The following is a 24507-nucleotide window of genomic DNA, read 5'->3' on the forward strand; positions in this document are numbered from 1 at the left end:
ATGGCGGCAGCCCACAATCACGGCGGGCCAGGTCCTGGACGGGGCTGGCGGGACTCGAACCCACGACCTACGGTTTAGGAAACCGTCGCTCTATCCGGCTGAGCTACAGCCCCAGGGGGGTGACCTGGGAGCTCCATTATCGACATCGCCCCCTGACATGGCTGTGCCTACAGTCGCTGAAGAAAGCAGGCGAGGTGGTCGCGATCGGAGACGCTGTGCCTTTCGGGGTGCGGTGGCGTCCGGTTGAGGAAAGTCCGGGCTCCCCAATGGCCAGGCTTGCTGGGTAACGCCCAGTGCGGGTGACCGTGAGGAGAGTGCCACAGAAACACACCGCCGATGGCCGGTCACCGGGGCAACCCGACCCGTGCACAGGTAAGGGTGCAAAGGTGCGGTAAGAGCGCACCAGCAGCATCGAGAGGTGCTGGCTTGGTAAACCCCGGCTGGGAGCAAGGCCCAGGGACAACGGTTGGCCATGGCACCCGTCCCGCCCCCAATGCGCCGCTCGAGGCCGCCGGTAACGGCGGTCCCAGACAGATGATCACCCTCCTCGCCCCCGGGCGGTGGAGAACAGAACCCGGCTTATGTCCTGCTTTCTGCCCTTTTCAACACTTTCCTCCAGGTCCTGAGCGCCACGCATGCCTGCGAAGCCCCGGCCGCCTGCCCCGCCGTCGCTCCCGCTGCACCGCCAGAAGCAGCTTCTCGCCTTCCTGCGTCAGCTCGAGCTCGACCCCACCGCTCCCGGTGGACCCGGAGACGATGCCGCCACGCTGGCCCCGATCGATGAAGCCCTGACCCACACCTCCGCCGGTCTGGCGTATCACCACGAGCGGCTGGAGTTTCTCGGTGATGCAGTGCTGCGACTGGCGGCGGCGGAATATCTGCAGCGGGAGCATCCCGATCTGAGCGTGGGTCAGTGCTCAGCCTTGCGCGCCCAGCTGGTGAGCGACCGCTGGCTGGCGGAGCTGGGGGAGAGCTGCGGCCTGGCGGATGTGGTGCAGATCGGCGCCATGGCCGAGGGCGACCTCGCCGGCCGCCGCACCGTCCTGGCCGAAACCTGCGAGGCCCTGATCGGTGGCCTCTACGAAAGCTGGGGAGGGAGTCTTGAGCCTGTGCATCTCTGGCTGGATTCCCACTGGCGGCACACCACCGCTGCGCTGCTTGCTGATCCGGATCAGCACAACTGGAAATCGGCCCTGCAGGAATGGAGCCAGGGCCAGTCCCTGGGCTTGCCCGTCTACCAGTGCCAGGAGCGCAGCCGCCGCCACGCAGACCCACGGCGGTTTGTGTGCCGCGTCAGCCTCGCTGGCTCCACCGCCACCAATGGGGCGGAGAAATCCCTGGGTGAAGGCTGGGGGGGCTCCCGTCGTGAAGCTGAGCAACAGGCCGCCAGGGCCGCTCTGCAGCACATTCGCAGGCAACAGTGCTGAAAGCACTGCCCGCAGGACAGTCAGTGCACGACGCGCAGCGTCAGCAAGGGAGGCACAGGCAAAATGGAAACGTCACTCCTGGGCCAGGGCAGTCAGCGGCATGGTCACGAGCTTGTCCCAGTTGCCGCCTTCAAACAGCACCGCCGCCCGGCTGCCGCTGATCCGCTGCACAAAGCCTCGGTAACCGTTGTAGATCGAGCGGGCGTCGTTCACCACCACAGTGGAGCCGGGCAGGATCGGAAGGTCAGCCATGGAAGAAGCCCGGAGCGGGCCGGCGCGTGGCGTCATTATCGGGGGTTCGGGGGCAGGACACAGGCGATGAGCGAAACCGAGCTGCTCGTGGTGGGCCGGGTGGTGGCCGCCCAGGGCCTGCAGGGGGAGGTGCGGGTGCTGCCCCTGAGCGATTTCCCGGAGCGGTTCACCCGCCCCGGTGCCCGCTGGATGAAGGGTCGCCAGGGCCCACCGCGGCAACTGGTGCTGCAGCGGGGCCGGCAGCTGCCGGGCAAGGAGCTGTTTGTGTTGTGCTTTGAGGGCATCAACAGCCGCGAGGCGGCTGAGGCGCTGGTGGGCGACGAGATGCTGGTGCCCGCCAGCGACCGCCCGCCGCTGGCCGATGGTGAGTTCCATGTGCTCGATCTGGTGGGGCTGGAGGTGCGGCTGCTGCCGGACGGGGAGGTGATCGGCACCGTGCGCGACCTGATCCATGCCGGCAATGACCTGCTGGAGGTGGAACGCACCGCTGGCGGAGACTCGGCGTCCCGCTCCCTCCTGATTCCGTTTGTGGAGGCGATCGTTCCGGAGGTGAACCTCACCGAAGGCTGGATCGGCCTGACCCCGCCCCCCGGCCTGCTCGATCTCTGAGGCGACACCTCATGAGGCTTCAGGGTTGATGCCTCCCCGGTGGCCTGGAGCGACAGCGGTTCCGATTGAATGGGAATCCCCCACATCCGCACCGGGACATTCCATGGCGCCCTCCTCCTCCGCCCCCCTGGTGCCGGTGATCCTCTGTGGTGGCACCGGCACCAGGCTGTGGCCGCTGTCGAGGGCGAGCTACCCCAAGCAGTACTGGGCCCTGGCGGGTGATGCCGAGGAAACGTTGCTGCAGCAGACCCAGCAGCGGCTGGCGGGTCTGCCTGGGCTGGCAGCGCCGCTGTTGATCTGCAACGAAGATCACCGCTTCATCGTTGCTGAGCAGATGCGTCAGATCGGCGTGGAACCGGCGGCGATTCTGCTGGAGCCGGTGGCGCGCAACACGGCTCCGGCGGTGGCGGTGGCGGCGCTGCAGGCCACCAGCCGTGGTGAGGACCCCCTGCTGCTGGTGCTGGCGGCCGATCACGTGATTCGCGATCTGACCCGCTTCCGAGCCACGGTGCTGGCGGGCATCCCGGCGGCGGCGGCAGGCCAGCTGGTCACTTTCGGGATCGTGCCGAGCGCTCCGGAAACCGGCTACGGCTACATCGAAGCCGAGGCCCAGGAGCCGATGGCGGCCGGTGAGATTGCGGCCCCGCTGCCGATCAGACGATTTGTCGAGAAGCCGGATCGGGCCACCGCTGAGCAGTTCCTGGCCAGCGGCCACTTCACCTGGAACAGCGGCATGTTTCTGTTCCGTGCCAGTGCGATTCTGGCGGAACTGGACCGGCTGGCCCCGGAGGTGGTGAGTGCCTGCCGGGCGGCCCTGGATCACGACAGCAGCGACCTGGAATTCCTGCGGCTGGAGCGTGAGGCCTTCGCCGGCTGCCCGAACGTGGCGATCGATGTGGCGGTGATGGAGAAGACGAAGCTGGGAGCCGTGCTGCCGTTGGCGGCGGGCTGGAGCGATGTCGGCAGCTGGAGCGCCCTGTGGGAAACGGCCGACCAGGACGAGGCGGGCAACGTGCTGCGGGGCCGGGTGATCAGCCAGGACAGCCGCAACTGTTATCTGCGCAGCGAACACCGGCTGGTGGTGGGGCTGGGGGTGGACGACCTTGTGGTGGTGGAAACGGACGATGTGGTGCTGGTGGCCCATCGGGACCGGGCCCAGGACGTCAAAGGGGTGGTGGGGTTGCTGGAGCGCGCCGGTGCGCCGGAAAGCAAGGCGCACCGGCGCATCTACCGGCCATGGGGCCATTACGACGGCGTCACCGAAGGGGAGCGCTGGCAGGTGAAGAAGATCCAGGTGAAGCCCGGTGCCAGCCTGTCGCTGCAGATGCACCACCACCGGGCCGAGCACTGGGTGGTGGTGAAGGGCACGGCGATGGTGGAGAAGGACGGTGTGGAGGAGCTGGTGGGGGAGAACCAGAGCACCTACATCCCGCTGGGGGCCAAGCACCGGCTGAGCAACCCGGGCAAGATTCCTGTGGAGCTGATCGAGGTGCAGAGCGGCCCCTACCTGGGCGAAGACGACATCGTCCGCTTCGAGGATCGCTACGGCCGCAGCGAAAGAAGACTGGGAACACTGGCCTGAAGTCTATGTCCCAGGAAGCAGGCGGTCGCAAGAGCAGGCTTGAATAGGCATCGGTTGAAGATGTCAGTCATACATTTGGGCATTCTTGACCCTTGCCAGCCAGCCGCACTGATCCAGGGACGAGTGGATTTTCTCCATGATCAGAGCTTTTTTCGCGGCGTTTACGCCAAGATCATTTTCCACTGGGAACTGTTGAAAAGAATATTTTCCCTCGTTTTCCAGGCCTAGCATTCCCAGGACATCGTCAGAGCCGATCAGCTCTTTGAAGCCGACAGCCTTGACGAATCCCAGTGCGTGCATTGCTTTCAGGAATGGCGTGTGTTCAGCCACCGAAAGAACGGAGCTTCCTGGAAGAGTGCTCTCAAGCTCTGACTGTGACTGAATGTATTCGCGGGGGGTCTGTGCAGGGAGGCCGCCTGCAGTTCTTTGGAAGGATGTACGACTATATTTTGAAGCCAAGTAAGAAACGGGCTCTCGCAGGCAAACCACAATCCGAGGCGTGATCCCCGCCGCTGTGCAAGCCTTGGCCAGGGGGTGAACAGGAAAGACCACGTCGCGACCCGGACCTACCAGATGCGATCCATTCAGGGATGCAGCCGTATCCAGCAGGCGCTCAGTCGACAACAGAACGCTGCCGCCAACCGCAACACGCACAAGGCGACTGATCGCCTCCGAAAGAAAAGCCCTGACCGCATCCTCCCGCGGGGGCGACTCCAGGGCAAGGTGGAAAGACATGGTCAGGATGTATCGGAGTGCCTGCTCTCGAAGCTCCTGGGTCATGCCACCTGCGGGCTGCCCCGCAAAGAATTGCCCGGCATCACGAAGGCCCCACGAATGAATCAGTGCGCTGTGATGGGGTCTTTTCCCGCAATAAGAAGAGTTTTGAATGTGCGGGAAAATATATTTCTGGAGAACAGTGGTGCCGGTTCTGGGGGCGCCAATGTGCAGGGTGATTTGAGCCACGACCTCCCTCGCATTGCATCACGCCACCATAAAGGATGGCGATTGCGTCAGAATCTGCATCGACGCTCGCTGGGGCTTGCGCCTGTCAGGTGAACGTATTGATTGCCAGCCAGGTTATTCCACCGTGACGCTCTTGGCCAGATTGCGCGGCTGATCCACGTCCAGGCCCCGGTGGGCAGCGATGTGATAACTGAGCAGCTGCATCGGGATCACGGTGAGCAGGGGGCTGAGCATCTCCTCCACCTCTGGCATGGGCAGCAACTGGTCGAACAGGGTGGTGTCCGGGCCTTCAGGAGCCACGCCGATCAACTGGGCATCGCGGGCCTTGGCCTCCTGGGCATTGCTGAGCACCTTCTCGAACACCGGGCCGGGCATGGCGATCGACACCACAGGCACCCGGGCATCGAGCAGGGCAATCGGGCCATGCTTCATCTCGCCGGCCGGATAGCCCTCGGCATGGATGTAGCTGATCTCCTTGAGTTTCAGGGCACCCTCCAGCGCGATCGGGTAGTTGATGCCCCGGCCCAGGAAGATCACGTCCTGGGTGTCGGCGAACAGGTGGGCCAGCTCCTCACAGCGGCGGTCGTGGTCGTTCACGAGGTCCTGGAGCAGGGCCGGGATCTGGCGCAGGTCTTTCGCCAGGGACCGCAGCCGTTCCGGGGGGCAGCCGGCCCGACCGCCGCCACGGCGCTCCGCGAAGGCCAGCGCCAGCCCATAGAAGGCCAGCAGCTGGCCGAGGAAGGTCTTGGTGGCCGCCACCCCCACTTCGATGCCGGCGCCAATGTCGAGGATGTGGGGCACCAGACGGCCCAAGGAGCTCTCCGGACGGTTGGTGATGCCCAGCAGCTTCGGGGCATAGGCCGGATCGGCCACCAGCCGGCGCCGGTCCCGCTCCATCGCCAGGGCCGCCAGGGTGTCCGCCGTCTCGCCGGACTGGGTCACCCCGATCGTGAGCGTGTGGGGGACCAACGGCGGCGGTGCATACCGAAATTCGCTGGCGTAATAGACGCTGGTGGGGATGCCGGCCAGCTGCTCCAGCAGGTGGGCTCCCACCTGGGCGGCATGGCGGCTGGTGCCGCAGGCCAGGATCTGGATCCGCTCCACCTCCTCATAGACCACCTCATCCAGCGGTAGGGCCACAAGGGCCAGCCCATCGGCACCGGGCCCCGCCCCGCCGCCATCGCCCTGAGACTCTGGCCTGGGGTGCGGCAGGTGCCGGGCCACCCACAGGGCCGCTGTTTCCGGTTGTTCATGGATCTCCTTGAGCATGAAGTGGCGGAAGCTGCGCTTGTCGGCCACGTGCTCGGTGCCGCTCAGCAGCGATGGGGTGCGTTCCACCCGCTCCCCCTGGGCGTCGTAGAGCTCAATGCCCAGGGGTGTCAGCAGCGCCACCTCGCCATCCTCAAGCGGCAGGATCGTGCGGGTGAATCCGGCCAGGGCTGGGGTGTCGCTGGCGCAGAGGAATTCCCCCTCGCCCAGGCCGATCAGCAGCGGCGCGGCCCGCCGGGCCACCACCAGGGCCCCAGGAGCCTCGGCCCAGACCAGGGCAAGGGCATAGGCGCCCTGCAGCAGCGGCAGCACGTCCTGCACCGCCTCGAGCAACAGCCGCCCACCGATGCGGCGGCCCTGCTGGCGGAGTTCCGCCAGTCGCCTCGCCACAAGGTGGGGAATCACCTCGGTGTCGGTGTCGGAACGGAACACAACGCCGCCAGCTTGAAGCTCCTCCCGGAGGCTGCGATGGTTCTCGATGATGCCGTTCTGGACCACCGCCAGACGGCCGCTGCCATCGAGATGGGGATGGGCGTTGCGCTCCTCCGGCTTGCCATGGGTGGCCCAGCGGGTGTGGCCGATGCCGCAGTGGCCCGGGGCCCCATCGGCCTCGTAACGGGCTGTGAGATTGACCAGCTTCCCCTCAGCCCGGAGGCAGTGCAGCAGGCCTTTCGTGCTGGGCACATCCGAGGATGTGGCGCCATCCACGCAGCCGGCATTCACCGCGGCCGCGTCTACGGAGAGCGCCTCCACAGTGGCGATGCCGGCCGAGTCATAGCCGCGGTATTCCAGCTGTCGCAGCCCTTCCAGCAGCTGGGGAGCCACCTCCCGCGATCCGATCAGGGCAACGATGCCGCACATAGGGGCGTCTGCAGCGGGAAGGGCAAAAAAAAGCCCGGCGGTGGGCCGAGCTGAGCCTATTGGGAGCCGATTCTTTCAGATGGCTTGCGGCAGTAGCGTGGAGAACGCATTCCCGCAGGAAGGCCCTCTCTCTGCCGCACTGCGACAAACTGATTGGTCGCTGAGCTGAAGCTGGCTGTTCAGCTCCAATTCAGTAGGCCAGGCCCATGGAGCGGCTGGTCTCATCGCCCAGGTAAACGCGGATTGAGAGGAAGTCCGTGGGGCAAGCGGTTTCACAGCGCTTGCAGCCGACACAATCCTCGGTGCGGGGAGAGGACGCGATCTGGCCGGCCTTGCAGCCATCCCAGGGCACCATCTCGAGCACGTCGAGGGGGCAGGCGCGCACACACTGGGTGCAGCCGATGCAGGTGTCGTAGATCTTGACGGCGTGGGACATGTGCCTCGGTGCGGAGGTGGCCGGTAACGAACGGCGTGGCCACGAACGTACCCACACCGGCCGGAGAGCAGGTCGGCGGGGCGGGAGGCCGTCACCCTTGTTCATAAGTCCGAGGGGGGCGGTTCAGGGCGACCCGTAGGATGCGGCCTCCCTCCCCAGCGGCCATGTCCCAGGAAGCGATCTTCGAGAAAGTCCGTTCGATCGTTGCCGAGCAGCTCAGCGTCGACGCCGGCGAGGTGAAGCCCGAATCCAACTTCCAGAACGATCTGGGCGCCGACTCGCTCGATACTGTCGAGCTGGTCATGGCCCTGGAAGAGGCCTTTGACATCGAGATTCCCGACGAGGCTGCCGAAGGCATCACCACGGTCGGCGATGCCGTCAAGTACATCCTGGACAAGCAAGCCTGAGGCGATTGATGGTGGAGGGATTCCACCGCGTCGTCGTCACAGGTCTCGGCGCGGTCACACCGATCGGAAATGACGTTTCCCAATACTGGGAAGGGTTGAGCGCTGCACGTAATGGGGTGGCACCGATCACCCTGTTCGATGCGGCGCGCCATGCCTGCCGCTTTGCTGCGGAAGTCAAGAACTTCGATTCCAAGGGTTGGCTGGAGCCCAAGGAAGCCAAGCGCTGGGACCGGTTCTGCCAGTTCGGTGTTGTGGCGGCCAAACAGGCCGTCGGCCATGCCGGCCTCGTGGTCGACGAGAGCAATCAGCACCGCGTCGGCGTTGCGATCGGCTCCGGCGTGGGCGGCCTGCTGATGATGGAGACCCAGGCGCACGTGCTCAAGGATCGCGGGCCGGATCGGGTCAGTCCCTTCTGCGTGCCGATGATGATCCCCAACATGGCCACCGGCCTCGCGGCGATCGCCCTCGGCGCCAAGGGACCGAGCACCGCCGTGGCCACGGCCTGCGCCGCCGGCTCCAACGCCATCGGCGATGCCTACCGCCTGATCCAGATGGGTCTGGCGGACGTGATGATCTGCGGTGGTGCCGAATCGGCGATCACGCCCCTGGGTGTGGCTGGCTTTGCCAGCGCCAAGGCGCTTTCGTTCCGCAACGATGATCCCGCTACTGCCAGTCGCCCCTTCGACGCCGAGCGCAACGGTTTCGTGATCGGAGAAGGATCGGGAATTCTGGTCCTGGAGAGCCTGGAACACGCCAGGGCCCGCGATGCCGAAATCCTGGCCGAGGTTGTGGGGTACGGCATGACCTGCGATGCCCATCACATCACCTCCCCATCTCCGGGAGGCGTTGGAGGCGCTGAGGCGATGCGGCTGGCCCTGCGCGATGCGGGCCTCGAACCCGAGCAGGTCGACTACGTCAACGCCCACGGCACCAGCACCCAGGCCAACGACAGCAACGAGACATCGGCCATCAAGGCGGCCCTCGGTGATCATGCCTACCGGATTCCGGTGAGCTCCACCAAGTCGATGACCGGCCACCTTCTCGGCGGCAGCGGCGGCATCGAGGCCGTGGCGGCGGTGCTGGCGATTGGCCACGACCTCGTACCCCCTACGATCAACTACCAAAATCCGGATCCGGCCTGTGATCTGGATGTCGTTCCCAATCAGGCCAGGGAACAGAAGCTGAACGTGGTGCTCTCCAATTCCTTCGGTTTCGGTGGTCACAACGTCTGTCTCGCCTTCCGTCGGATGCGCTGATCCCGGCTCTCCCGGGCCCGGCCCACGGACTCCTCTACCCCTTACCCCTTTGCTGCCACCCATGGTCGTCGCCACCCCCACGTCGGTCGAAAGTCTCTGCATCAACAGCATCCGCTTCCTTGCGGTCGACGCGATCAACAAGTCCAACTCGGGCCACCCCGGCCTGCCCATGGGCTGCGCGCCGATGGCCTTCGCCCTGTGGGACAAGGTCCTGAAGCACAACCCCCGGAATCCGAAATGGTTCAACCGGGATCGCTTCGTGCTGTCGGCCGGCCACGGCTGCATGCTGCTGTACGCGCTGCTGCACCTCACCGGCTACGACTCAGTGAGCCTCGACGACATCAAGCAGTTTCGCCAATGGGGCTCCAAGACTCCGGGCCACCCTGAAACCTTCGAGACCCCCGGGGTTGAAGTCACCACCGGACCCCTGGGTCAGGGCATTTCCAATGCGGTGGGCCTGGCGATCGCCGAAGCTCACATGGCCGCCAAGTTCAACAAGCCCGGCTGCACGCTCGTTGATCACACCACCTACGTGATCATGGGTGATGGCTGCCATCAGGAGGGCGTCAGCAGCGAAGCCGCCTCCCTGGCCGGCCACCTGGGCCTGGGCAAGCTGATTGCTCTCTACGACGACAATCACATCACCATCGATGGCAACACTGCGGTGTCGTTCACCGAGGATGTGCTGAAGCGCTATGAAGCCTATGGCTGGCATGTGATTCATGTGCCCGACGGCAACACGGATGTGGCTGCCATCGCCAGGGCCATCGAAGAGGCCAAGGCGGTCACCGACAAGCCGTCGATGATCAAGGTGACCACCACGATCGGCTACGGCTCTCCCAACAAGGCCAACACCGCCGGGGTTCACGGCGCAGCCCTCGGCGCCGACGAGGCCGAGCTGACCCGCAAGGCTCTTGACTGGAGCTACGGCGCTTTCGAAGTGCCTCAGGAGGCCTACGACCACTGGCGCCAGGCGATCAGCCGCGGTGAAGCCGCCGAAGCCAAGTGGACCGCCAACCTGAGCGCCTATCGCAGCCAGTACCCGGCTGAAGCCGCCGAGTTCGAGCGGATGCTGCGCGGTGAACTGCCCCAGGGCTGGGACGCCAAGCTGCCCGCCTACGCCGCGACGGACAAGGGTCTGGCCACCCGGCAGCACTCCTACAACTGCCTCAACGCCATCGGCCCTGCCCTGCCCGAGCTGATCGGCGGTTCCGCCGACCTGACCCACTCCAACCTCACCGACATCAAGGGTGAGGCCAGCTTTCAGAAGGGCGGCGAAGCTAATCGCTACCTCCACTTCGGTGTGCGCGAGCACGCCATGGCTGCGATCCTCAATGGCATCGCCTATCACGGCAGTGGCCTGATCCCCTATGGCGGCACCTTCCTGGTGTTTGCGGGGTACATGGTGGGCGCCATGCGCCTTTCGGCCCTCAGTGAACTGGGTGTGATCTACGTGCTGACCCACGATTCGATCGGCCTCGGCGAAGACGGCCCCACCCACCAGCCCGTGGAGACCCTGGCCAGCCTGCGCTCGATCCCCAACCTGCTGGTGATCCGCCCTGGTGATGGCAATGAAACCAGCGGCGCTTATCAGGTGGCGGTGACCAACCGCAAGCGCCCCACCGTGCTGGCCCTCAGCCGGCAGGCCATGGCCAACCAGGCCAACTCCAGCGCCGCCGCTGTGGCTAGGGGTGGATACATCCTGGAAGACAGCAACGGCACCCCCGAGCTGATCCTGATCGGCTCCGGCACCGAGCTTGAGCTCTGCACCAAGGCCGCTGCCCAGCTGCGTGCCGACGGCAAGAATGTGCGCGTCGTATCGATGCCCTGCGTGGAACTGTTTGAGGAGCAGGACGCTGCCTATCGCGACAGCGTGCTGCCCGCGTCCGTCCGCAAACGTCTGGTGGTGGAAGCCTCCAGCTCCTTCGGCTGGCACAAAGTCGTGGGCCTCGATGGCGACACTGTCTCGATCGACCGCTTCGGTGCCTCGGCTCCTGGTCCTGTGTGTCTGGAGAAGTTCGGTTTCACCGTGGACAACGTGGTGGCCAAGGCCAAGGCTCTGGGCTGATCCGTTGAGAAGCACATACTGAGACGCCACCCTGTCCCAGAGCAGGCCCTGCCAGACATGCGGGGCTTGTTCTGGGCAAATTATTCATCAATATTGCATGCTAGCCTCTTTATATCTTCGCAAGAGATGCTTTTGTGTAGGCTTGATTGCGATTGAAGTTTATGGTCAAAGCTGCACACTGTCTCAAGCTCTTGCGCGTTCAGCGCGGGTTTCTACCGGGTATTGAGCCTTATTCTCTATGGATTAAGTGGGAGCTGGCAAGGTACTTTAAGATAGGAATGAACAGGCTGGCAACAGTAAAGGATCTGTGCCTGTCCACACTTCAGATCACGAGCTCTGAATACGAAAATAGCCTTCGCAATATTTCTGTCGAAACTTGCGATCCAGCCGGAAGAGTATTCCTGGCAATAGCTGACGCAACCCAGCGGAACATAGGCCTGCCCTCAAGGGCTATTCCAAGGGGCCGAGAGCTTCGAGGTGTCGATTCCTATTTGCTAATACTTCCCGCAAGTGAATACACGTGGAGGCCAGCCTTGGAATTGTTGCGATTATGCACTATTTTATCTTTGAACCAGGAGGATCGCCAGGAAACAGCTCAAATCCCTGCAAGATTGTTCAAATGCAAAAAAGATATGCAGGAGAGCCTCCCGCAAGGAGTCAACTCCTTGCGCTTGCTTGCGGCAGCTCAAGCGATGAACATTCCGACAAAACGAATCACCGGCAGATTGCACAGATATGGATGGGGCTTCACTTCAATTCTTATGGATAGTTCTGTAACGCAATTTGACAGCGCCATCGGCTGCAATGCCTCGAAAGACAAGCTCTTTACAAAAAATATTCTCCGTGACGCTGGCCTGCCAGTCGTTGAGGGCGAAGTGGCCAGATCAGTGGACCATGCCTGGCAACTCGCGAGTCAGTTTGGTTTGCCTGTTGTCCTCAAGCCCCGAAATGCTGATGGGGGCCTGGAAGTCCACGTGAGGTTATCCAGTGAGGAAGAAGTCAGAGAAGCCGCTAATGCGATTTTTGCGCGCAGTCATCAAGTCTTGGTTGAAAGATACTATTCAAGTCGTGACTATCGGGTTCATGTTCATCAAGGCTCAATATTCAGAGTGGTTGAGCGTCGCCCTGGATTTGTCAGGGGTGATGGTAAAAGTACCATTCTTGAGCTCTTAAGTCTTAAGAATCTCGAGATTGCGAAAGTCGTTGGCAGTCAGGGTGGACAACGCATGCCGATTGAGCTTGATCTGGAGGCCAAGCGGATGTTGGCCTATCAGGGGCTCACCCCGGCGAGCATCCCAACTGATGGGGATACTGTTTATCTTCGTGGGGCTGCAAACATCTCCCGCGGAGGTGAGATTGTTCCTGCTCTTGACAGTGCTCATCCCGATAATCTCCGCCTCGCAATTCGAGCAGCAGAGGCCTTACATCTTGACCTTGCGGGTGTAGATCTTCTGCTCCCTGATATCAGTGAATCATGGTTGCAGACAGGTGGCATCATCTGCGAGGTGAATGCTCAGCCTCAAATAGCAACTGGACACGATGTACTCCTAAATAAATTACTCGGAGGGGATGGACGTATCCCCATTGATGTTGTGCTAGGACTTGAGAGTGTGTTGCCTTTGAAGGACAGCCTTGAGCGACGTCGCCGGCAGGGTGATTCTGGTGGTATTGGCTTGGTGGGCCAGGATGGCGTCTTCCTTGATGATGAGTGCTTGAGTGGGCCGCCTGAGGATCAGTTTCTGGCAACATCTATGCTGCTTGGCTGCCAGCATCTACGACATCTAATCTTGGCGCCTTGGCATGACTCTTTGGCCGTGGATGGGTTGCCCATTGATCGCTTCGACAAACTCATTGTTTGCACGAGTGCTGACAATCTATGCAATGGGCAGAGCCAATCCCTCCAACCGGAAGGGAAGCTGTGGTCAACGCTGAAGCAGATGTGCCATTCCTGTCATCGCACTGATACACTTGAAGCCCTGCTTGAAAATTTTGTAAATGGTGGCCGAGAATAGGAAGATGATAGAAACTAGCTCAGCAGCCAAGCAATTCTATCCGAATGACTTGGAGCCGTATCAGTCGGCTTATCTGCATGGCGGTAAAGCTAAGGAGCAATGGTGTATTCAGCAAGTGAGCATTGATGGCGAGATCCTTCAAGCCATGGTGGATATTCTCAATCCTTTCTCCTCGTCAACAGATCCAGGAGGCTTTCATCTTTCAGTGTTCAGTTCGCAGGAGTTCTGCGCAGAGCTCAGTCTTTTCTGGTTGTTCAAAAAACTTGAATTGCCTTGCAAGGCCCAGGAAGCATGGATGCGCGAGTGCAGATGCTCTCTACGCAGGCCGATCCGCTCACGGCAGAACATCCGTGTCGACATGAAGTGCAAGTCGTTTCGGGTTATCGGTGGCATGGCCTATATCCATGCACGATTTACGGTTCGCGATTCTGGCGACGGTCTCTTCTTGTTGGAGCAGCGAGGAGGATTCCGTTGTTAGAATTCAATCTAGGCTTGGAAAGCAACATGCAGAGATCCTGGTCTTCGCACTCTCTATTGAGTGCTTTGGTGAATGACCCATATGCTGTGTATGCAGAGATGAGAAGGCTTGACCAGCCGCTCTTTATCCCCCATCATCCTGGTGAGGCTAATCGAGCTCAAGGGAAATGGCTGCTCAGTACTTATGCTCAAGCTCAGGCGGTGCTTGCGGATACTGTTCACTTCAGCAAACGCAGTGCAGATGCAAAGGATGAGGAAGCTGAGGCAGGATTTGATGACAGCATGTTGTTTCAGGATGATCCTGATCACAAGCGATTGCGCCATTTGGTCGAGGGCTTCTTCCGAAGGAAATCCGTTTCTGCCTATGCAGAAGTTGTGAGGTGTAGCTCCATTGAGCTGCTAGAGGTTATGGAACTCAATTCCGTGATCGATCTTGTTCCAGCTTATGCGGAGCTGCTGCCTCTCTCTGTTATTGCTCGTCTCATTGGGCTGCCACAGGAAGAAATACCACTCCTTCGAGACCTTTCGCGTAGGATTACAGCCGCCTCTGATGATCTTGCCGTCAACGATAGTTCACTCGCGGCCAAAGCTTTGGCTTTCCGCCAACTTCAGCAATTGTTTCAAGCGGGGCTCAAGGGCGCATGGCGACCGCGTGAGGATTCCTTGCTAGAGGCATTGCTAGATGCTCAAGAGGCTCATCTTCTTGCTGGCAACGAGGCAGCTGCAATGTTGATGCTGCTGATGTTTGCTGGGCATGAAACCACAATTGCTTTAATTGGTAGTTGTCTGAACTTATTGTTGAGCAATCCAGATCAACTTGGCTTGCTCCATGCCAACCCTGGTCTTATCAAGGGAGCAGTTGATGAGACTCTGCGTTTTGAAGCTCCCCTTCAGCGCTCGACCTTCCGCATGGCTATCGATGAGGTAGCCATCGGAGCGCATCGCTTCGTATCCGGTGATCAAGTCTCGGTCATCCTTGGCTCCGCAAATCGAGACGAAAAGATATTCACTGATGCCGACACATTCCAGATTGATCGATTCCCTAATCCGCATCTTGCGTTTGGTCGCGGCAGCTACCATTGTCTTGGGAGACATCTTGCTGTCATGGAAGCCGAGGTTGCTGTGCAGGCTTTTCTCCAGCACTTCCCTAGAGCTCGCATTTCAGGGGAAGTTGTCTGGTCCCGGAATAGCTTTATCCGATCTCTGCAGTCCTTGCCTGTGCTGGTTGGTGCGTGAGCTGTGAATCCGTCTGTTTTTAATAGTCAGAGACTGACTCGCTTTGTGATGGAGTCGTTGCAAGAGCGCGGATGGGCATTGGTGCCTGCTCCCCATGGGGGCATTACTGGACTTCGAAAACTTTCGGAACAGCTTTCCCTTGAGGTGCTTCCCAGTATCGGCAGGCAAGTTTATCAGGCTCCCTTTCCAGGGGGCACTCTGCATCATGCTCCCTGCGGGCAAAAGGAAGTGCTTGGACATTCTGAGCGTGCATATCGTCCAATTCTGCCCATGCCTGATCTCTGTATCTTTGCTGCACTCCGATCCATACCAGTCCACCTTGGTGGCCAACTCACATTGGTTGATGGAGAAAGCATGCTTTGGCATTTGCCGAGCAGCCTGGAGATGCGACTGCGACGTGAGGGAGTTGTCTACGAGATGGAGTGGGGAAAGGAGCGGTGGCAATCTGAATTCGGGCTTGATCATCGAGATGATCTTGAGATGTTATTGAGCACTTGCCCTCAACTGTCCTATCAATGGAAAGGGGAAATTCTGAGTCTTCTTTGGCGTCAATCCCCGCTGCGTCGCTCCTGGTCTTCAGGCCGTGAAGCTTTTGCCAATGGCATGCTCGCCCATCTTGCATCATTACCGGCTGGTGTCGATAATGCTGGCAAAATCTATTGCCATGCAAGCAATGGCATTTCCTGGGGTGGGGGAGGGCCATTTGCTGATAGAGAATTGGTGGAGATCATCAAGGCGCATCAGCGATGCATGCATATCTTGACTCTGGCCCCTAAAGAAATGGTTGTGATTGACAATACAAGGGTCATGCATGGTCGAAAAGCTTCCGCTGTTGCTGTAGGCGATGAACTGGTTTGTAGATTTGGCAGGCTGACCAAGCCAGCTCCAGCTGAACGATCAAGATGGTGCTGAGGTTTTGAATCTTTCGCGACCTTGTTCCCTCGCAGTCCTTGGGCTGGGCAACCCCTTCTGCCTGACATCTTGACACCCCGCCGTTGGGCTGAATTGAGTACCACCCTGATCGCGCATCGCAGCCAGTACCCGGCTGAAGCCGGCGAGTTCGAGCGGACGCTACGCGCTGAACTACTCCAGGCCTGGGACGTCAATCTGTCGACTGACACCGCGGCGGACAAGCATCTGCCACTCAGCAGCACTCCTGCAACGGCCCCAACGGGTATCGCGCCTGCCCTGAGCTGATCGACGGTTCCACCACATGCGGTGATCCCAGCAGACTGGAACCCTCAGCCCAGAAGGCATGCTCTCCTCCCTTAAGCGGTTTCGCAGCCACTCGGCCCCCTGGATCACCCTGGGGATCGGTTGTGCCGTCGTTGCGGCATTTGGGCTTGGACTGTCGCAGTGTGCCGCGCAAACTGGTGGCTCTGCTCAAACTGCCGCTTCCGGTGCCGCCCGCCCGGCCACCCTGTTGAGTCCGGATCCAGAGGGCTTGCCCGTGGAGCCGGTGACGCTGACCCCGGTGGTGCAAGGGCTGGAGCACCCCTGGGGCATGGACTGGCTGCCCAACGGCGATCTGCTGATCACCGAGCGGCCGGGACGCCTGCGGATCGTTCGGGCGGGGACGCTTGATCCTGTTCCGGTGGCTGGTGTGGCCCCGGTCGCCGCGGATGTGGTGGCCGAGCAGCTGTTCGCCTCAAGCCAGGGGGGGCTGCTCGACGTCGCGGTGCATCCCGGCTTCGCCGACAACGGTTGGGTGTATTTCAGCTATGCCCATGGCGATCAGCAGGCCAACGGCACCAGGGTCGCCCGGGCTCGCTTCGATGGACGGACCCTGCGAGGCTGGCAGGTGATCTTTGAGGTGAACCGGACCAAGGCCGGTGGCCAGCACTTCGGATCCCGTCTCGTGTGGTTGCCCGATGACACCCTGCTGGTGTCGATCGGTGATGGCGGCAATCCTCCGGTGAGCCTGGACGGCGCCTGGATCCGCCTTCAGGCCCAGAATCCGGCCAGTCACCTGGGTAAGGTGATCCGCCTCCGCGAGGACGGCTCCATTCCTCCAGACAACCCCTTCGTAGGCCGTAAGGGAGCCAATGCGGCGGTGTGGAGTCTCGGCCACCGCAACATCCAGGGCATGACCTATGACGCGGTGCGCCGCAGCGTGTGGGCCACGGAGCACGGTTCGCGCGGCGGGGATGAACTCAACCTGCTGAGCCCCGGCATCAACTATGGATGGCCGATCGTGTCCCATAGCAGGGAATACGACAGTGGTCGTTCCGTGGCACCCACCAGCTCTTCGCCGGGATTCGCCGATCCGCGTCGGGTGTGGATGGCCACCATCGCTCCATCCGGCCTGGCCGTGAGGCAGGGAGATCGGGTTCCCCAGTGGCGCGGCAACCTCTTCGCGGGTGGTCTGGTGGCCCGAAGCGTGCGCCGGTTGCAGTTGAATGAATCAGGCGATGTGATCGCTGAATCGATCATTCCCATCGGCGAGCGGGTGCGTGATGTGCGTCAGGGCCCCGATGGTGATCTCTATGTGCTCACCGATGCTCCGCAGGGCCGGCTGTTGCGGTTACGCCCCGCTGGGACGTAGCCCTGCGGCAGGGCGAGTGGCAGGAGTTACTCGTGCTGGCTCAACACGGCAACCTGAGGCGGTGGGCCAGGGGGGCTTGCACCATGCGTCTGGCCGCCGCCGTTGGGTCGGCCTGGCCCCGGCGACAGGAGAGGATGAGAACCCGAAGCACACAGCCGATGATCCGCTCCCGCGCCGCCGTGGCCTGGGCCCAAGGCCAGCCCCTGGAGGTCACCGAAGTGGACGTGGCTCCGCCTCGGGAGGGTGAGGTCTTGCTGCGGGTGGTGGCCTCGGGCGTGTGCCACACCGATGCCTACACCCTTTCAGGCGCTGATCCCGAGGGCCTGTTCCCTGCGATCCTGGGCCATGAAGGTGGCGCGATCGTGGAGGAGGTGGGCGCTGGGGTGACCTCGGTGGCGGTGGGCGATCACGTGATTCCGCTTTACACGCCGGAATGTCGACGATGCAAATTCTGTCTCTCCGGCAAGACCAATCTCTGCCAGGCGATTCGCACCACACAGGGCCAGGGATTGATGCCCGACGGCAGCAGCCGCTTCTCGAAGCAGGGGCGGATGATTCATCATTATATGGGTACTTCTACGTTCTCCGAATACACCGTACTTCCGGAGATCGCTGTGGCGAAAATCAGCAAGCAGGCACCGCTCGACAAGGTTTGTCTGCTTGGCTGCGGGGTGACAACTGGCATCGGTGCTGTGCTCAACACGGCCAAGGTGGAGCCCGGCAGCACGGTGGCCGTGTTCGGTCTGGGTGGTATCGGCCTGGCGGTGGTGATCGGCGCGGTGATGGCCAAGGCCTCGCGGATCATCGGCATTGATCTGAACCCGGAGAAGTTCACGATTGCCCAACAACTTGGCGCCACTGAATGCCTCAACCCGCATGATTACGCTGCCCCGATTCAGCAGGTGCTGATCGACCGCACTGATGGGGGTGTGGATTATTCCTTCGAGTGCATCGGCAACGTCGATGTGATGCGTGCCGCCCTGGAGTCCTGTCACAAGGGCTGGGGTGAATCCACGATCATCGGGGTGGCGGGTGCCGGCCAGGAGATCAGCACCCGTCCCTTCCAGCTTGTGACCGGCCGGGTCTGGCGTGGCTCGGCCTTCGGTGGTGTACGAGGCCGCACCGAGTTGCCCGGTTACGTGGAACGATTCCAGAAGGGAGAGATCCCCCTCGATACGTTCATCACCCACACGATGGGGCTGGATGAGATCAACCGCGCTTTCGAGCTGATGCATGCGGGCCAGAGCATCCGCTCGGTGATTCACTTCTGATCGGCTGCACCATGACGTCAGACCGGCGATTGCCTCTCCAAGGGTATTCACCCGAAGGGTCATCGTTCTGGCAGGCGAATGATGGGTCCTCTTCAGGCAGGCAAAACCATTGCAGGGTAAATTGAATGATGTGAAAAATCCTAATGCTGATGATTCTTCGGCAGTATCCGTTCAGGGGCCGTTACGCAGCAGCGCAGCATTCCACCCTTGATCGCTGATCAACGAGCAACCACAGACACCACGATCGATGACGGCCGGCTCAGGGATTCGGCAACAGCGATGGCATCTCACCGCCGCGATGATGGGCGATCAAGGCCTGCTCCAGGAACTGCCAGATATCACGGCCCTGTTGCCGCAGGCTGGTGGTGACCGTGAGCAACCTGCTGCGGCAGATTGCACCCTGGCGGGATTGGACGCCATGGCTGATCTTGCGCTGAATCACCGAATGGCGCAGGGCACGCTCGGCTGCGTTGTTGGTGGGCTCGATCCCTTCAATCTCCAGGAAGGTCCAGAGGCCATCGCTCACTTGCAGCAACTGATGGCAGGTACGCACCGTCTTGGCCCACGGCGTTCGCTCGCCGCGCTGGCAGCCCAGCTCCACAACCCGCTGCAGCGTGCCCACAAACGCCTGGCGGATCGGCCGACAGCCCTGCTGCAACGTGGACCAGTCGATCGTTCCGTCTTTGTAGCGGTGCCACTGGGCAAACAGCTGCTGCTGCAGGCCCAGCAGCTCCGCTCCAATCTCACCGCTGGCGCCCTGACGGTCAGCGATGGCGGTGAGATCGCGGATCACGTGCGCCCAGCACAGCTGGCGCTGCTCCAGCGGGAGATGGTTGTAGGCGGAGAAGCGATCGCTCACCACAATTCCGCCAAAGGCATTCCCGAGCAGGTCGATCGCGGCGGCAGCCGAGCGGCTCAGGCTCTGCAAGAACACTGTCACCCCCATGGCGGTCACCATGACCCACTCCCAGCCGCGCCGGCCATCGGGGTTGCCCCCATCGGCATTACCGGTGGGGGCACCGGTTTCATCGACATAGACCACCGACTGCTGACGGGCAAACGCAAGGGCCTCCTGCATGGGCTGCTCCAGTGCTGCACTCAAGCGCTGGCGGATAGTGGCCATCGCTCCCCGGCTGATCTGTACCCCCAGCAGCTGATCCAGCAGCGCCTGGGTCTTGCTGAAACTCAACGGGAAGGCACTACCCAGCAGACCCACCAGAGCACTGAGCCGGGGACCGTAATGGCTTACTTCCACCTCCGCCGGTAACGAGGCACAGGTGCTGGTGGAACAGCAGGGGCAGACCAGGCGGTGCAGCCGGTGCTCGATCACCAGAGGCGTGATCGGTGGAATCTCGATCACCTGGTGCCTCAAGGGCTCGGGATCCTGACCCTGTAGCAACGTGCCGCAGCGGCGGCAGGCCTGGGGGTGGTGCTCGACCACCTCATCCACCCGCTCGATCGGCAGCAGCTCCGGCCCAGATCCGGGATGGCCCGGCTGGCCGCCGCGCTTGCGGCCACTGCCCTTGCGTCGTTCGGGCGGCCTAAACCCCTGGCCATCACTGGAGGGAGGCTTGGAAGAATTGCGGGAGCTGCGGCCGATCCGCTCGCGCAGATGGGCCAGTTCGGTCGCCAGGGCGGTGAGCTGGATGCGGAGCTGCTCGATCTCCTGTTGCTGCCTCTGGCACTGACTGACCAGCTCAAGAAATCCAGCCTTCACTCCCACCGGGGTGGCGGCCCAATCGGCTTCTGAAATCCCGGCCGGTGGGGTGGTCATCGCAAGGAGTCTCTTACTGAGATGCAACCAGGAATCAAGCCACCGTCAAGGGTTCAGCAAGCCCGATGTTCGTTGCGAGCTGTCCCGACTCCTGAACGGGTACCTTCGGCAAGACAGCCGAGGCGGAGACAAGGGGATCGATTGAAAGTGGGATCTCACGGAATTGCTGTCGACAGATTCGACGCCTGATCCGGTGAATCGATGGATGGCCATCTAGCCGACAACCAACTGAACACCCATCCATGCCTCTTCCAGCTGCTGCGAGCCATCCCGCAGGGACTCGAAAGTCCTTCAATAGTCTCGCCAAGGCGCTGGCAGGCTTGGCGGGCATGGCCACCTTTCTATTTCTTCTGGCGAACTTCTACGCGGCATCTCAAATTCCCAAATGTCCGCATATACCAACGCTCGTCAACTGCACCAATAAGGCGTATCCGGTTCTTGGTGGCGCCGATGTCGTTTCCTTTTTCAGCCGTGCGGATGGCACTCCTCCCGCGCGGGGCAAGCCGGCCTATAGGCACGTGCATCTTGGCTATACATACTATTTTCATAACAGCGAAAACATGAGGCGTTTCGCTGAGTCGCCAAGCCGTTTCATCCCCAGGAATGGCGGTTTCTGCTCCTGGGGAATCTCCAATGAATTTGAGCCGGAGTTTGTATGGGCACGTGACTGCCTGGGTCCAGCCGTAAGCCTGAACGCATGGATCATTCGCAATGATCGCCTTTACCTGTTTCTTGCCGACACGCCAGAAGAGAAGTTCGAGAAAAACCTTTCAGAGAACGAGAAGAAAGGTGATCGGCGCTATCTCGCATGGTTTCCTGAGCAGGGATTCAAAATGAACACGACATGTGTCTTCGAAGACCACAGGCGTCTGGATATAGAGATTCCGCCTTAAAGTTATCTCTTGTTGGCCGCGCTACGGTTGGCGGTGGGTCGTCTTGGGTGGCCCCGGCTGTCTTCCGAGGGGTTGATGCAGTGGCTTCAATTCAGCATGTCCGCACCCAGCTCTGCATCCTGATCAAGCATCCATCCGTTCTTGGAACATCTTTCCAGGACAGATAAGATAGGCCGAATCACTGCGGGTCCCCTGGGATGCTCACCCTGCTCTCCGAGAGTCGCAGCTTCGGTGGTCTCCATCGCCGCTACCGGCACCGCTCCCGGCAGCTGGCCTGCGAGATGGTGTTCGGTGTGTTTCTGCCCCCCCAGGCCCTCGCCGGCGGGTCTGTTCCGGCCCTTCACTGGCTGTCGGGCCTCACCTGTACCGATGAGAACTTCGGCCAGAAGGCCGGTGCCCAGCGGCTGGCGGCGGAACTGGGCCTGGCCCTGGTGTTGCCCGATACCAGCCCGCGCGGGCACGAGGTGCCGGGCGATCCGGATGGCGGCTGGGATTTCGGCCATGGCGCCGGCTTTTACGTGGACTCCTGCGCCGAGCCCTGGCGTCGCCACTACCGCATGCACAGCTATGTGGTCGAGGAGCTGCCGGCCCTGGTCGAGGCGGAGCTGCCGATTCGCTCCGATCGGCGCGGCATCGCCGGTCATTCGATGGGGGGCCATGGGGCCCTGGTGTCCGGCCTGCGCCACCCGGGTCGCTACGCCTCCGTGTCGGCCTTCGCACCGATCGCCCATCCCAGCTTGTGCCCCTGGGGCCGCAAGGCGTTCGATCACCTGCTCGGTCCCGATCCTCTGAGCTGGGCTGCCTGGGATGCCTGTGGCCTGCTGGAGGGCGGCGCCACCCTGCGGGGACCCGCCGGAGATCTCCTGTCGCTGTTGGTGGATCAGGGCACGGCCGATCCCTTCCTGGCCGAGCAGCTGCGGCCCCACGACCTCGAAACCGCCTGCAGGGCTGCGGGCCAGCCGCTGGAGCTGCGCCTTCAGCAAGGCTACGACCACAGCTATTTCTTCATCGCCAGCTTCATCGACGACCATCTGCGACACCACGCCCGCGCGTTGATCGGCTGAAGCTTCAGCTGCTCAGCTGCTCAGGTGCTCGCACCTCGCCAGCGCCCGCCGTGGCGGCACACGCCATACATTTCCCTCATGGCTTTCTCCGCACCCCCCACCGAATCCTTCGACGTGATCGTGGTGGGCGGTGGCCATGCCGGCTGCGAGGCGGCGATCACGGCGGCGCGGCTGGGGCTGTCCACGGCGCTGTTCAGCCTCAACCTCGATCGGATCGCCTGGCAGCCCTGCAACCCGGCGGTGGGCGGGCCCGCCAAGAGCCAGCTGGTGCACGAGGTCGATGCCCTCGGCGGCGTGATCGGTCGCCTGGCCGATGCCACGGCCCTGCAGAAACGGGTGCTCAATGCCAGCCGCGGTCCGGCGGTGTGGGCCCTGCGCGCCCAGACCGACAAGCGCCAGTACGCCCGCCAGATGCTGCAGCTGTTGCAGCACACCCCCAACCTGCACCTGCGCGAGGCGATGGTCACGGGGCTGGAGGTGGAGCTGGAGAGTGGTGAGCCCCTGCCGCCAGCCGCTTCCCAGGGCAGTGGCCCGATCAGCGGCCCCATTGGCCGCATCCTGGGGGTGCGCACCTATTTCGGCAGCACCTACGAAGCCGGTGCCGTGGTGCTCACCACCGGCACCTTTCTGGGGGGCCAGATCTGGGTGGGAAATCAGTCGATGCCGGCCGGTCGCGCCGGCGAGCAGGCCGCCGAGGGGCTCACCGAAGCCCTGCAGGCCCTCGGATTCCGCACCGATCGCCTCAAGACCGGCACCCCGGCCCGGGTCGATCGCCGCAGCGTGGCCCTCGATCAGCTGGAGGAGCAGCCGAGCGATGCCCACGACCGCTTCTTCTCCTTCGATCCGGCCAGCTGGGTGAGCGGCGAGCCGATGAGCTGCCACCTCACCCGCACCACGGCTGCCACCCATCAGCTGATCCGCGACAACCTTCACCTCACCCCCATCTACGGCGGCTTCCTCGACAGCGCCGGCCCGCGTTACTGCCCCTCGATCGAGGACAAGATCGTGCGCTTCGCCGATAAGGACAGCCACCAGATCTTTCTGGAGCCGGAGGGACGCGACACCCCGGAGCTCTACATCCAGGGCTTCTCCACCGGGCTTCCCGAGCGTCTGCAGCTGCAGTTGCTGCGCACCCTGCCGGGGCTGGAGCAGTGCGTGATGCTGCGGCCCGCCTACGCCGTCGACTACGACTACCTCCCGGCCACGCAGCTGAAGCCTTCGCTGGAGACCAAGCGGATCGCGGGGCTGTTCAGCGCCGGCCAGCTCAACGGCACCACCGGCTATGAGGAGGCCGCGGCCCAGGGCCTGGTGGCTGGCCTCAATGCGGCTCGGCGGCTGCGCGGCCAGGCGCCCGTGCAGGTCCCCCGCCAAGGCAGCTACATCGGCACCCTGATCGACGACCTGGTGACCAAGGATCTGCGCGAGCCCTACCGGGTGCTCACCAGCCGCAGTGAATACCGCCTGATGCTGCGCGGCGACAACGCCGATCGCCGCCTCACTCCCCTGGGCCGCGAGCTGGGCCTGATCGATGACCGCCGCTGGGCGATCTATGAGCGCAAGCAGGAGGCGATCGCGGCCGAGAAACGCCGGCTCGAAACCGTGCGTCTCAAGGGGAGCGATCCTGCGGCCGCGGCGGTGGAGGCCGAAACCGGCGCGCCGATCAAGGGATCGATCCTGCTGGCCGATCTGCTGCGCCGCCCCGGATTCCATGCCACTGCCCTGGTGCGCCATGGGCTGGCCGATCCGGAGCTGCCGGCCGTGGTGCGGGAAGCCGCCGAGATCGACATCAAGTACAGCGGCTATCTGGCCCGCCAGCAGCAGCAGATCGACCAGGTGCAACGGCAGGAGCATCGCCCGATCCCCGCCGACCTGGACTACGCCGCCATCGCCACCCTCTCCAGGGAGGCTCGCGAGAAGCTGGCGGCGATTCAGCCTCTCAGCCTCGGCCAGGCGGCCCGCATTCCGGGGGTGAGTCCGGCGGATGTGACCGCGTTGCTGCTCTGGCTGGAGCTGCGAAAGCGTCGTGAGGCGGCCGCAGCACCGTCCCCTTCGACCTCGTCAACCCTGGACAAGGTCGGTACGTTGAGACGCTCTTCCTGAGACGC

At 62.4% G+C, this 24507-nt stretch carries 20 protein-coding genes, 1 tRNA gene and 1 other RNA gene; 16 read left to right on the top strand and 6 right to left on the bottom strand.

What is annotated here, in order from left to right:
• Positions 1–39 precede the first annotated feature (39 nt).
• A tRNA-Arg gene (locus H8F26_RS05500) sits at positions 40–113 on the bottom strand.
• A 68-nt stretch (positions 114–181) separates the two neighbouring features.
• Between H8F26_RS05500 and rnpB the strand changes: the two genes are divergently transcribed.
• An RNA gene (rnpB, locus tag H8F26_RS05505) (RNase P RNA component class A) lies at positions 182–598 on the top strand.
• Between the two features lie 37 nt (positions 599–635).
• A complete protein-coding gene (locus tag H8F26_RS05510) occupies positions 636–1427 on the top strand; it encodes a ribonuclease III family protein (protein ID WP_197158087.1) in 792 nt (263 codons plus the stop codon).
• Positions 1428–1499: 72 nt separating this feature from the next.
• Here H8F26_RS05510 and H8F26_RS05515 read toward each other — a convergent pair whose 3' ends face one another.
• Entirely contained in the window at positions 1500–1679 is a 180-nt protein-coding gene (locus H8F26_RS05515) for an NAD(P)H dehydrogenase subunit NdhS (protein WP_197158089.1), read from the bottom strand.
• Between the two features lie 66 nt (positions 1680–1745).
• Here H8F26_RS05515 and rimM point away from each other — a divergent pair, with 66 nt between their 5' ends.
• Both rimM and H8F26_RS05525 read left to right on the top strand, forming a co-directional pair.
• Positions 1746–2288: a ribosome maturation factor RimM gene (gene rimM, locus H8F26_RS05520; RefSeq protein WP_197158091.1), complete on the top strand. Its 543-nt coding sequence runs from the start codon at positions 1746–1748 to the stop codon at positions 2286–2288.
• Between the two features lie 103 nt (positions 2289–2391).
• Entirely contained in the window at positions 2392–3870 is a 1479-nt protein-coding gene (locus tag H8F26_RS05525) for a mannose-1-phosphate guanylyltransferase/mannose-6-phosphate isomerase (protein ID WP_197158093.1), read from the top strand.
• 63 nt (positions 3871–3933) lie between these two features.
• On the opposite strand, the gene H8F26_RS05530 is transcribed toward H8F26_RS05525, so the two are convergent.
• From H8F26_RS05530 to psaC, 3 genes are all read right to left on the bottom strand, one after another.
• Positions 3934–4833, bottom strand: a complete 900-nt coding sequence (locus H8F26_RS05530; protein ID WP_197158095.1) for a hypothetical protein — start codon at positions 4831–4833, stop codon at positions 3934–3936.
• A gap of 114 nt (positions 4834–4947) precedes the next feature.
• Positions 4948–6963 (bottom strand): glutamine--fructose-6-phosphate transaminase (isomerizing), encoded by a 2016-nt coding sequence (glmS, locus tag H8F26_RS05535; protein WP_197158097.1) that lies wholly within the window; start codon positions 6961–6963, stop codon positions 4948–4950.
• Between the two features lie 190 nt (positions 6964–7153).
• Complete coding sequence (gene psaC, locus H8F26_RS05540) at positions 7154–7399, bottom strand: photosystem I iron-sulfur center protein PsaC (protein ID WP_007099573.1); 246 nt, start codon at positions 7397–7399, stop codon at positions 7154–7156.
• Between the two features lie 164 nt (positions 7400–7563).
• Here psaC and acpP point away from each other — a divergent pair, with 164 nt between their 5' ends.
• The 9 genes from acpP to H8F26_RS05585 all read left to right on the top strand — a co-directional run bounded on the left by acpP (position 7564) and on the right by H8F26_RS05585 (position 18671).
• A complete protein-coding gene (gene acpP, locus H8F26_RS05545; protein WP_197158099.1) occupies positions 7564–7806 on the top strand; it encodes an acyl carrier protein in 243 nt (80 codons plus the stop codon).
• Between the two features lie 8 nt (positions 7807–7814).
• Complete coding sequence (fabF, locus tag H8F26_RS05550; RefSeq protein WP_197158100.1) at positions 7815–9062, top strand: beta-ketoacyl-ACP synthase II; 1248 nt, start codon at positions 7815–7817, stop codon at positions 9060–9062.
• A 61-nt stretch (positions 9063–9123) separates the two neighbouring features.
• A complete protein-coding gene (gene tkt, locus H8F26_RS05555; protein WP_197158102.1) occupies positions 9124–11130 on the top strand; it encodes a transketolase in 2007 nt (668 codons plus the stop codon).
• 566 nt (positions 11131–11696) lie between these two features.
• A complete protein-coding gene (locus H8F26_RS05560) occupies positions 11697–13142 on the top strand; it encodes an acetate--CoA ligase family protein (RefSeq protein ID WP_197158104.1) in 1446 nt (481 codons plus the stop codon).
• Complete coding sequence (locus H8F26_RS05565; RefSeq protein ID WP_197158106.1) at positions 13126–13620, top strand: hypothetical protein; 495 nt, start codon at positions 13126–13128, stop codon at positions 13618–13620. The genes H8F26_RS05560 and H8F26_RS05565 overlap by 17 nt, the downstream gene beginning before the upstream one ends.
• A 98-nt stretch (positions 13621–13718) precedes the next feature.
• The gene (locus tag H8F26_RS05570; protein ID WP_197158108.1) at positions 13719–14855 is read left to right on the top strand and encodes a cytochrome P450; all 1137 of its coding nucleotides are present in this window, start codon (positions 13719–13721) and stop codon (positions 14853–14855) included.
• A 48-nt stretch (positions 14856–14903) separates the two neighbouring features.
• On the top strand, positions 14904–15767 hold the full coding sequence (locus H8F26_RS05575) for a TauD/TfdA family dioxygenase (protein WP_197158110.1): 864 nt from the start codon (positions 14904–14906) through the stop codon (positions 15765–15767).
• Between the two features lie 343 nt (positions 15768–16110).
• Positions 16111–17400 (top strand): PQQ-dependent sugar dehydrogenase, encoded by a 1290-nt coding sequence (locus tag H8F26_RS05580; protein WP_197158112.1) that lies wholly within the window; start codon positions 16111–16113, stop codon positions 17398–17400.
• Positions 17401–17558: 158 nt separating this feature from the next.
• Entirely contained in the window at positions 17559–18671 is a 1113-nt protein-coding gene (locus H8F26_RS05585; protein WP_370594675.1) for an S-(hydroxymethyl)glutathione dehydrogenase/class III alcohol dehydrogenase, read from the top strand.
• A 259-nt stretch (positions 18672–18930) separates the two neighbouring features.
• Here H8F26_RS05585 and H8F26_RS05590 read toward each other — a convergent pair whose 3' ends face one another.
• Complete coding sequence (locus tag H8F26_RS05590) at positions 18931–20445, bottom strand: IS66 family transposase (RefSeq protein ID WP_197154287.1); 1515 nt, start codon at positions 20443–20445, stop codon at positions 18931–18933.
• A gap of 242 nt (positions 20446–20687) precedes the next feature.
• On the opposite strand from H8F26_RS05590, the gene H8F26_RS05595 reads away from it, so the two are divergent.
• The 3 genes from H8F26_RS05595 to mnmG all read left to right on the top strand — a co-directional run bounded on the left by H8F26_RS05595 (position 20688) and on the right by mnmG (position 24502).
• The gene (locus H8F26_RS05595) at positions 20688–21338 is read left to right on the top strand and encodes a hypothetical protein (RefSeq protein ID WP_197158114.1); all 651 of its coding nucleotides are present in this window, start codon (positions 20688–20690) and stop codon (positions 21336–21338) included.
• A gap of 197 nt (positions 21339–21535) precedes the next feature.
• Complete coding sequence (fghA, locus tag H8F26_RS05600) at positions 21536–22402, top strand: S-formylglutathione hydrolase (protein WP_197158116.1); 867 nt, start codon at positions 21536–21538, stop codon at positions 22400–22402.
• A 78-nt stretch (positions 22403–22480) separates the two neighbouring features.
• Positions 22481–24502: a tRNA uridine-5-carboxymethylaminomethyl(34) synthesis enzyme MnmG gene (gene mnmG / locus H8F26_RS05605; RefSeq protein WP_197158118.1), complete on the top strand. Its 2022-nt coding sequence runs from the start codon at positions 22481–22483 to the stop codon at positions 24500–24502.
• Positions 24503–24507: the final 5 nt, after the last annotated feature.

The organism is Synechococcus sp. CBW1006 (genome assembly GCF_015840525.1).
In the GTDB taxonomy this organism is placed as follows: domain Bacteria; phylum Cyanobacteriota; class Cyanobacteriia; order PCC-6307; family Cyanobiaceae; genus CBW1002.

Excerpts from the sequence above, each read along its gene's own strand:
- fabF (WP_197158100.1), top strand. The coding sequence starts at position 7,815 with ATGGTGGAGGGATTCCACCGCGTCGTCGTCACAGGTCTCGGCGCGGTC.
- H8F26_RS05510 (WP_197158087.1), top strand. The coding sequence starts at position 636 with ATGCCTGCGAAGCCCCGGCCGCCTGCCCCGCCGTCGCTCCCGCTGCAC.
- glmS (WP_197158097.1), bottom strand. The coding sequence starts at position 6,963 with ATGTGCGGCATCGTTGCCCTGATCGGATCGCGGGAGGTGGCTCCCCAG.
- H8F26_RS05575 (WP_197158110.1), top strand. The coding sequence starts at position 14,904 with ATGGAGTCGTTGCAAGAGCGCGGATGGGCATTGGTGCCTGCTCCCCAT.
- tkt (WP_197158102.1), top strand. The coding sequence starts at position 9,124 with ATGGTCGTCGCCACCCCCACGTCGGTCGAAAGTCTCTGCATCAACAGC.
- acpP (WP_197158099.1), top strand. The coding sequence starts at position 7,564 with ATGTCCCAGGAAGCGATCTTCGAGAAAGTCCGTTCGATCGTTGCCGAG.
- H8F26_RS05525 (WP_197158093.1), top strand. The coding sequence starts at position 2,392 with ATGGCGCCCTCCTCCTCCGCCCCCCTGGTGCCGGTGATCCTCTGTGGT.
- mnmG (WP_197158118.1), top strand. The coding sequence starts at position 22,481 with ATGGCTTTCTCCGCACCCCCCACCGAATCCTTCGACGTGATCGTGGTG.
- H8F26_RS05565 (WP_197158106.1), top strand. The coding sequence starts at position 13,126 with ATGGTGGCCGAGAATAGGAAGATGATAGAAACTAGCTCAGCAGCCAAG.
- fghA (WP_197158116.1), top strand. The coding sequence starts at position 21,536 with ATGCTCACCCTGCTCTCCGAGAGTCGCAGCTTCGGTGGTCTCCATCGC.
- rimM (WP_197158091.1), top strand. The coding sequence starts at position 1,746 with ATGAGCGAAACCGAGCTGCTCGTGGTGGGCCGGGTGGTGGCCGCCCAG.
- H8F26_RS05585 (WP_370594675.1), top strand. The coding sequence starts at position 17,559 with ATGATCCGCTCCCGCGCCGCCGTGGCCTGGGCCCAAGGCCAGCCCCTG.
- H8F26_RS05590 (WP_197154287.1), bottom strand. The coding sequence starts at position 20,445 with ATGACCACCCCACCGGCCGGGATTTCAGAAGCCGATTGGGCCGCCACC.
- H8F26_RS05570 (WP_197158108.1), top strand. The coding sequence starts at position 13,719 with ATGAGAAGGCTTGACCAGCCGCTCTTTATCCCCCATCATCCTGGTGAG.
- H8F26_RS05580 (WP_197158112.1), top strand. The coding sequence starts at position 16,111 with ATGCTCTCCTCCCTTAAGCGGTTTCGCAGCCACTCGGCCCCCTGGATC.
- psaC (WP_007099573.1), bottom strand. The coding sequence starts at position 7,399 with ATGTCCCACGCCGTCAAGATCTACGACACCTGCATCGGCTGCACCCAG.
- H8F26_RS05595 (WP_197158114.1), top strand. The coding sequence starts at position 20,688 with ATGCCTCTTCCAGCTGCTGCGAGCCATCCCGCAGGGACTCGAAAGTCC.
- H8F26_RS05515 (WP_197158089.1), bottom strand. The coding sequence starts at position 1,679 with ATGGCTGACCTTCCGATCCTGCCCGGCTCCACTGTGGTGGTGAACGAC.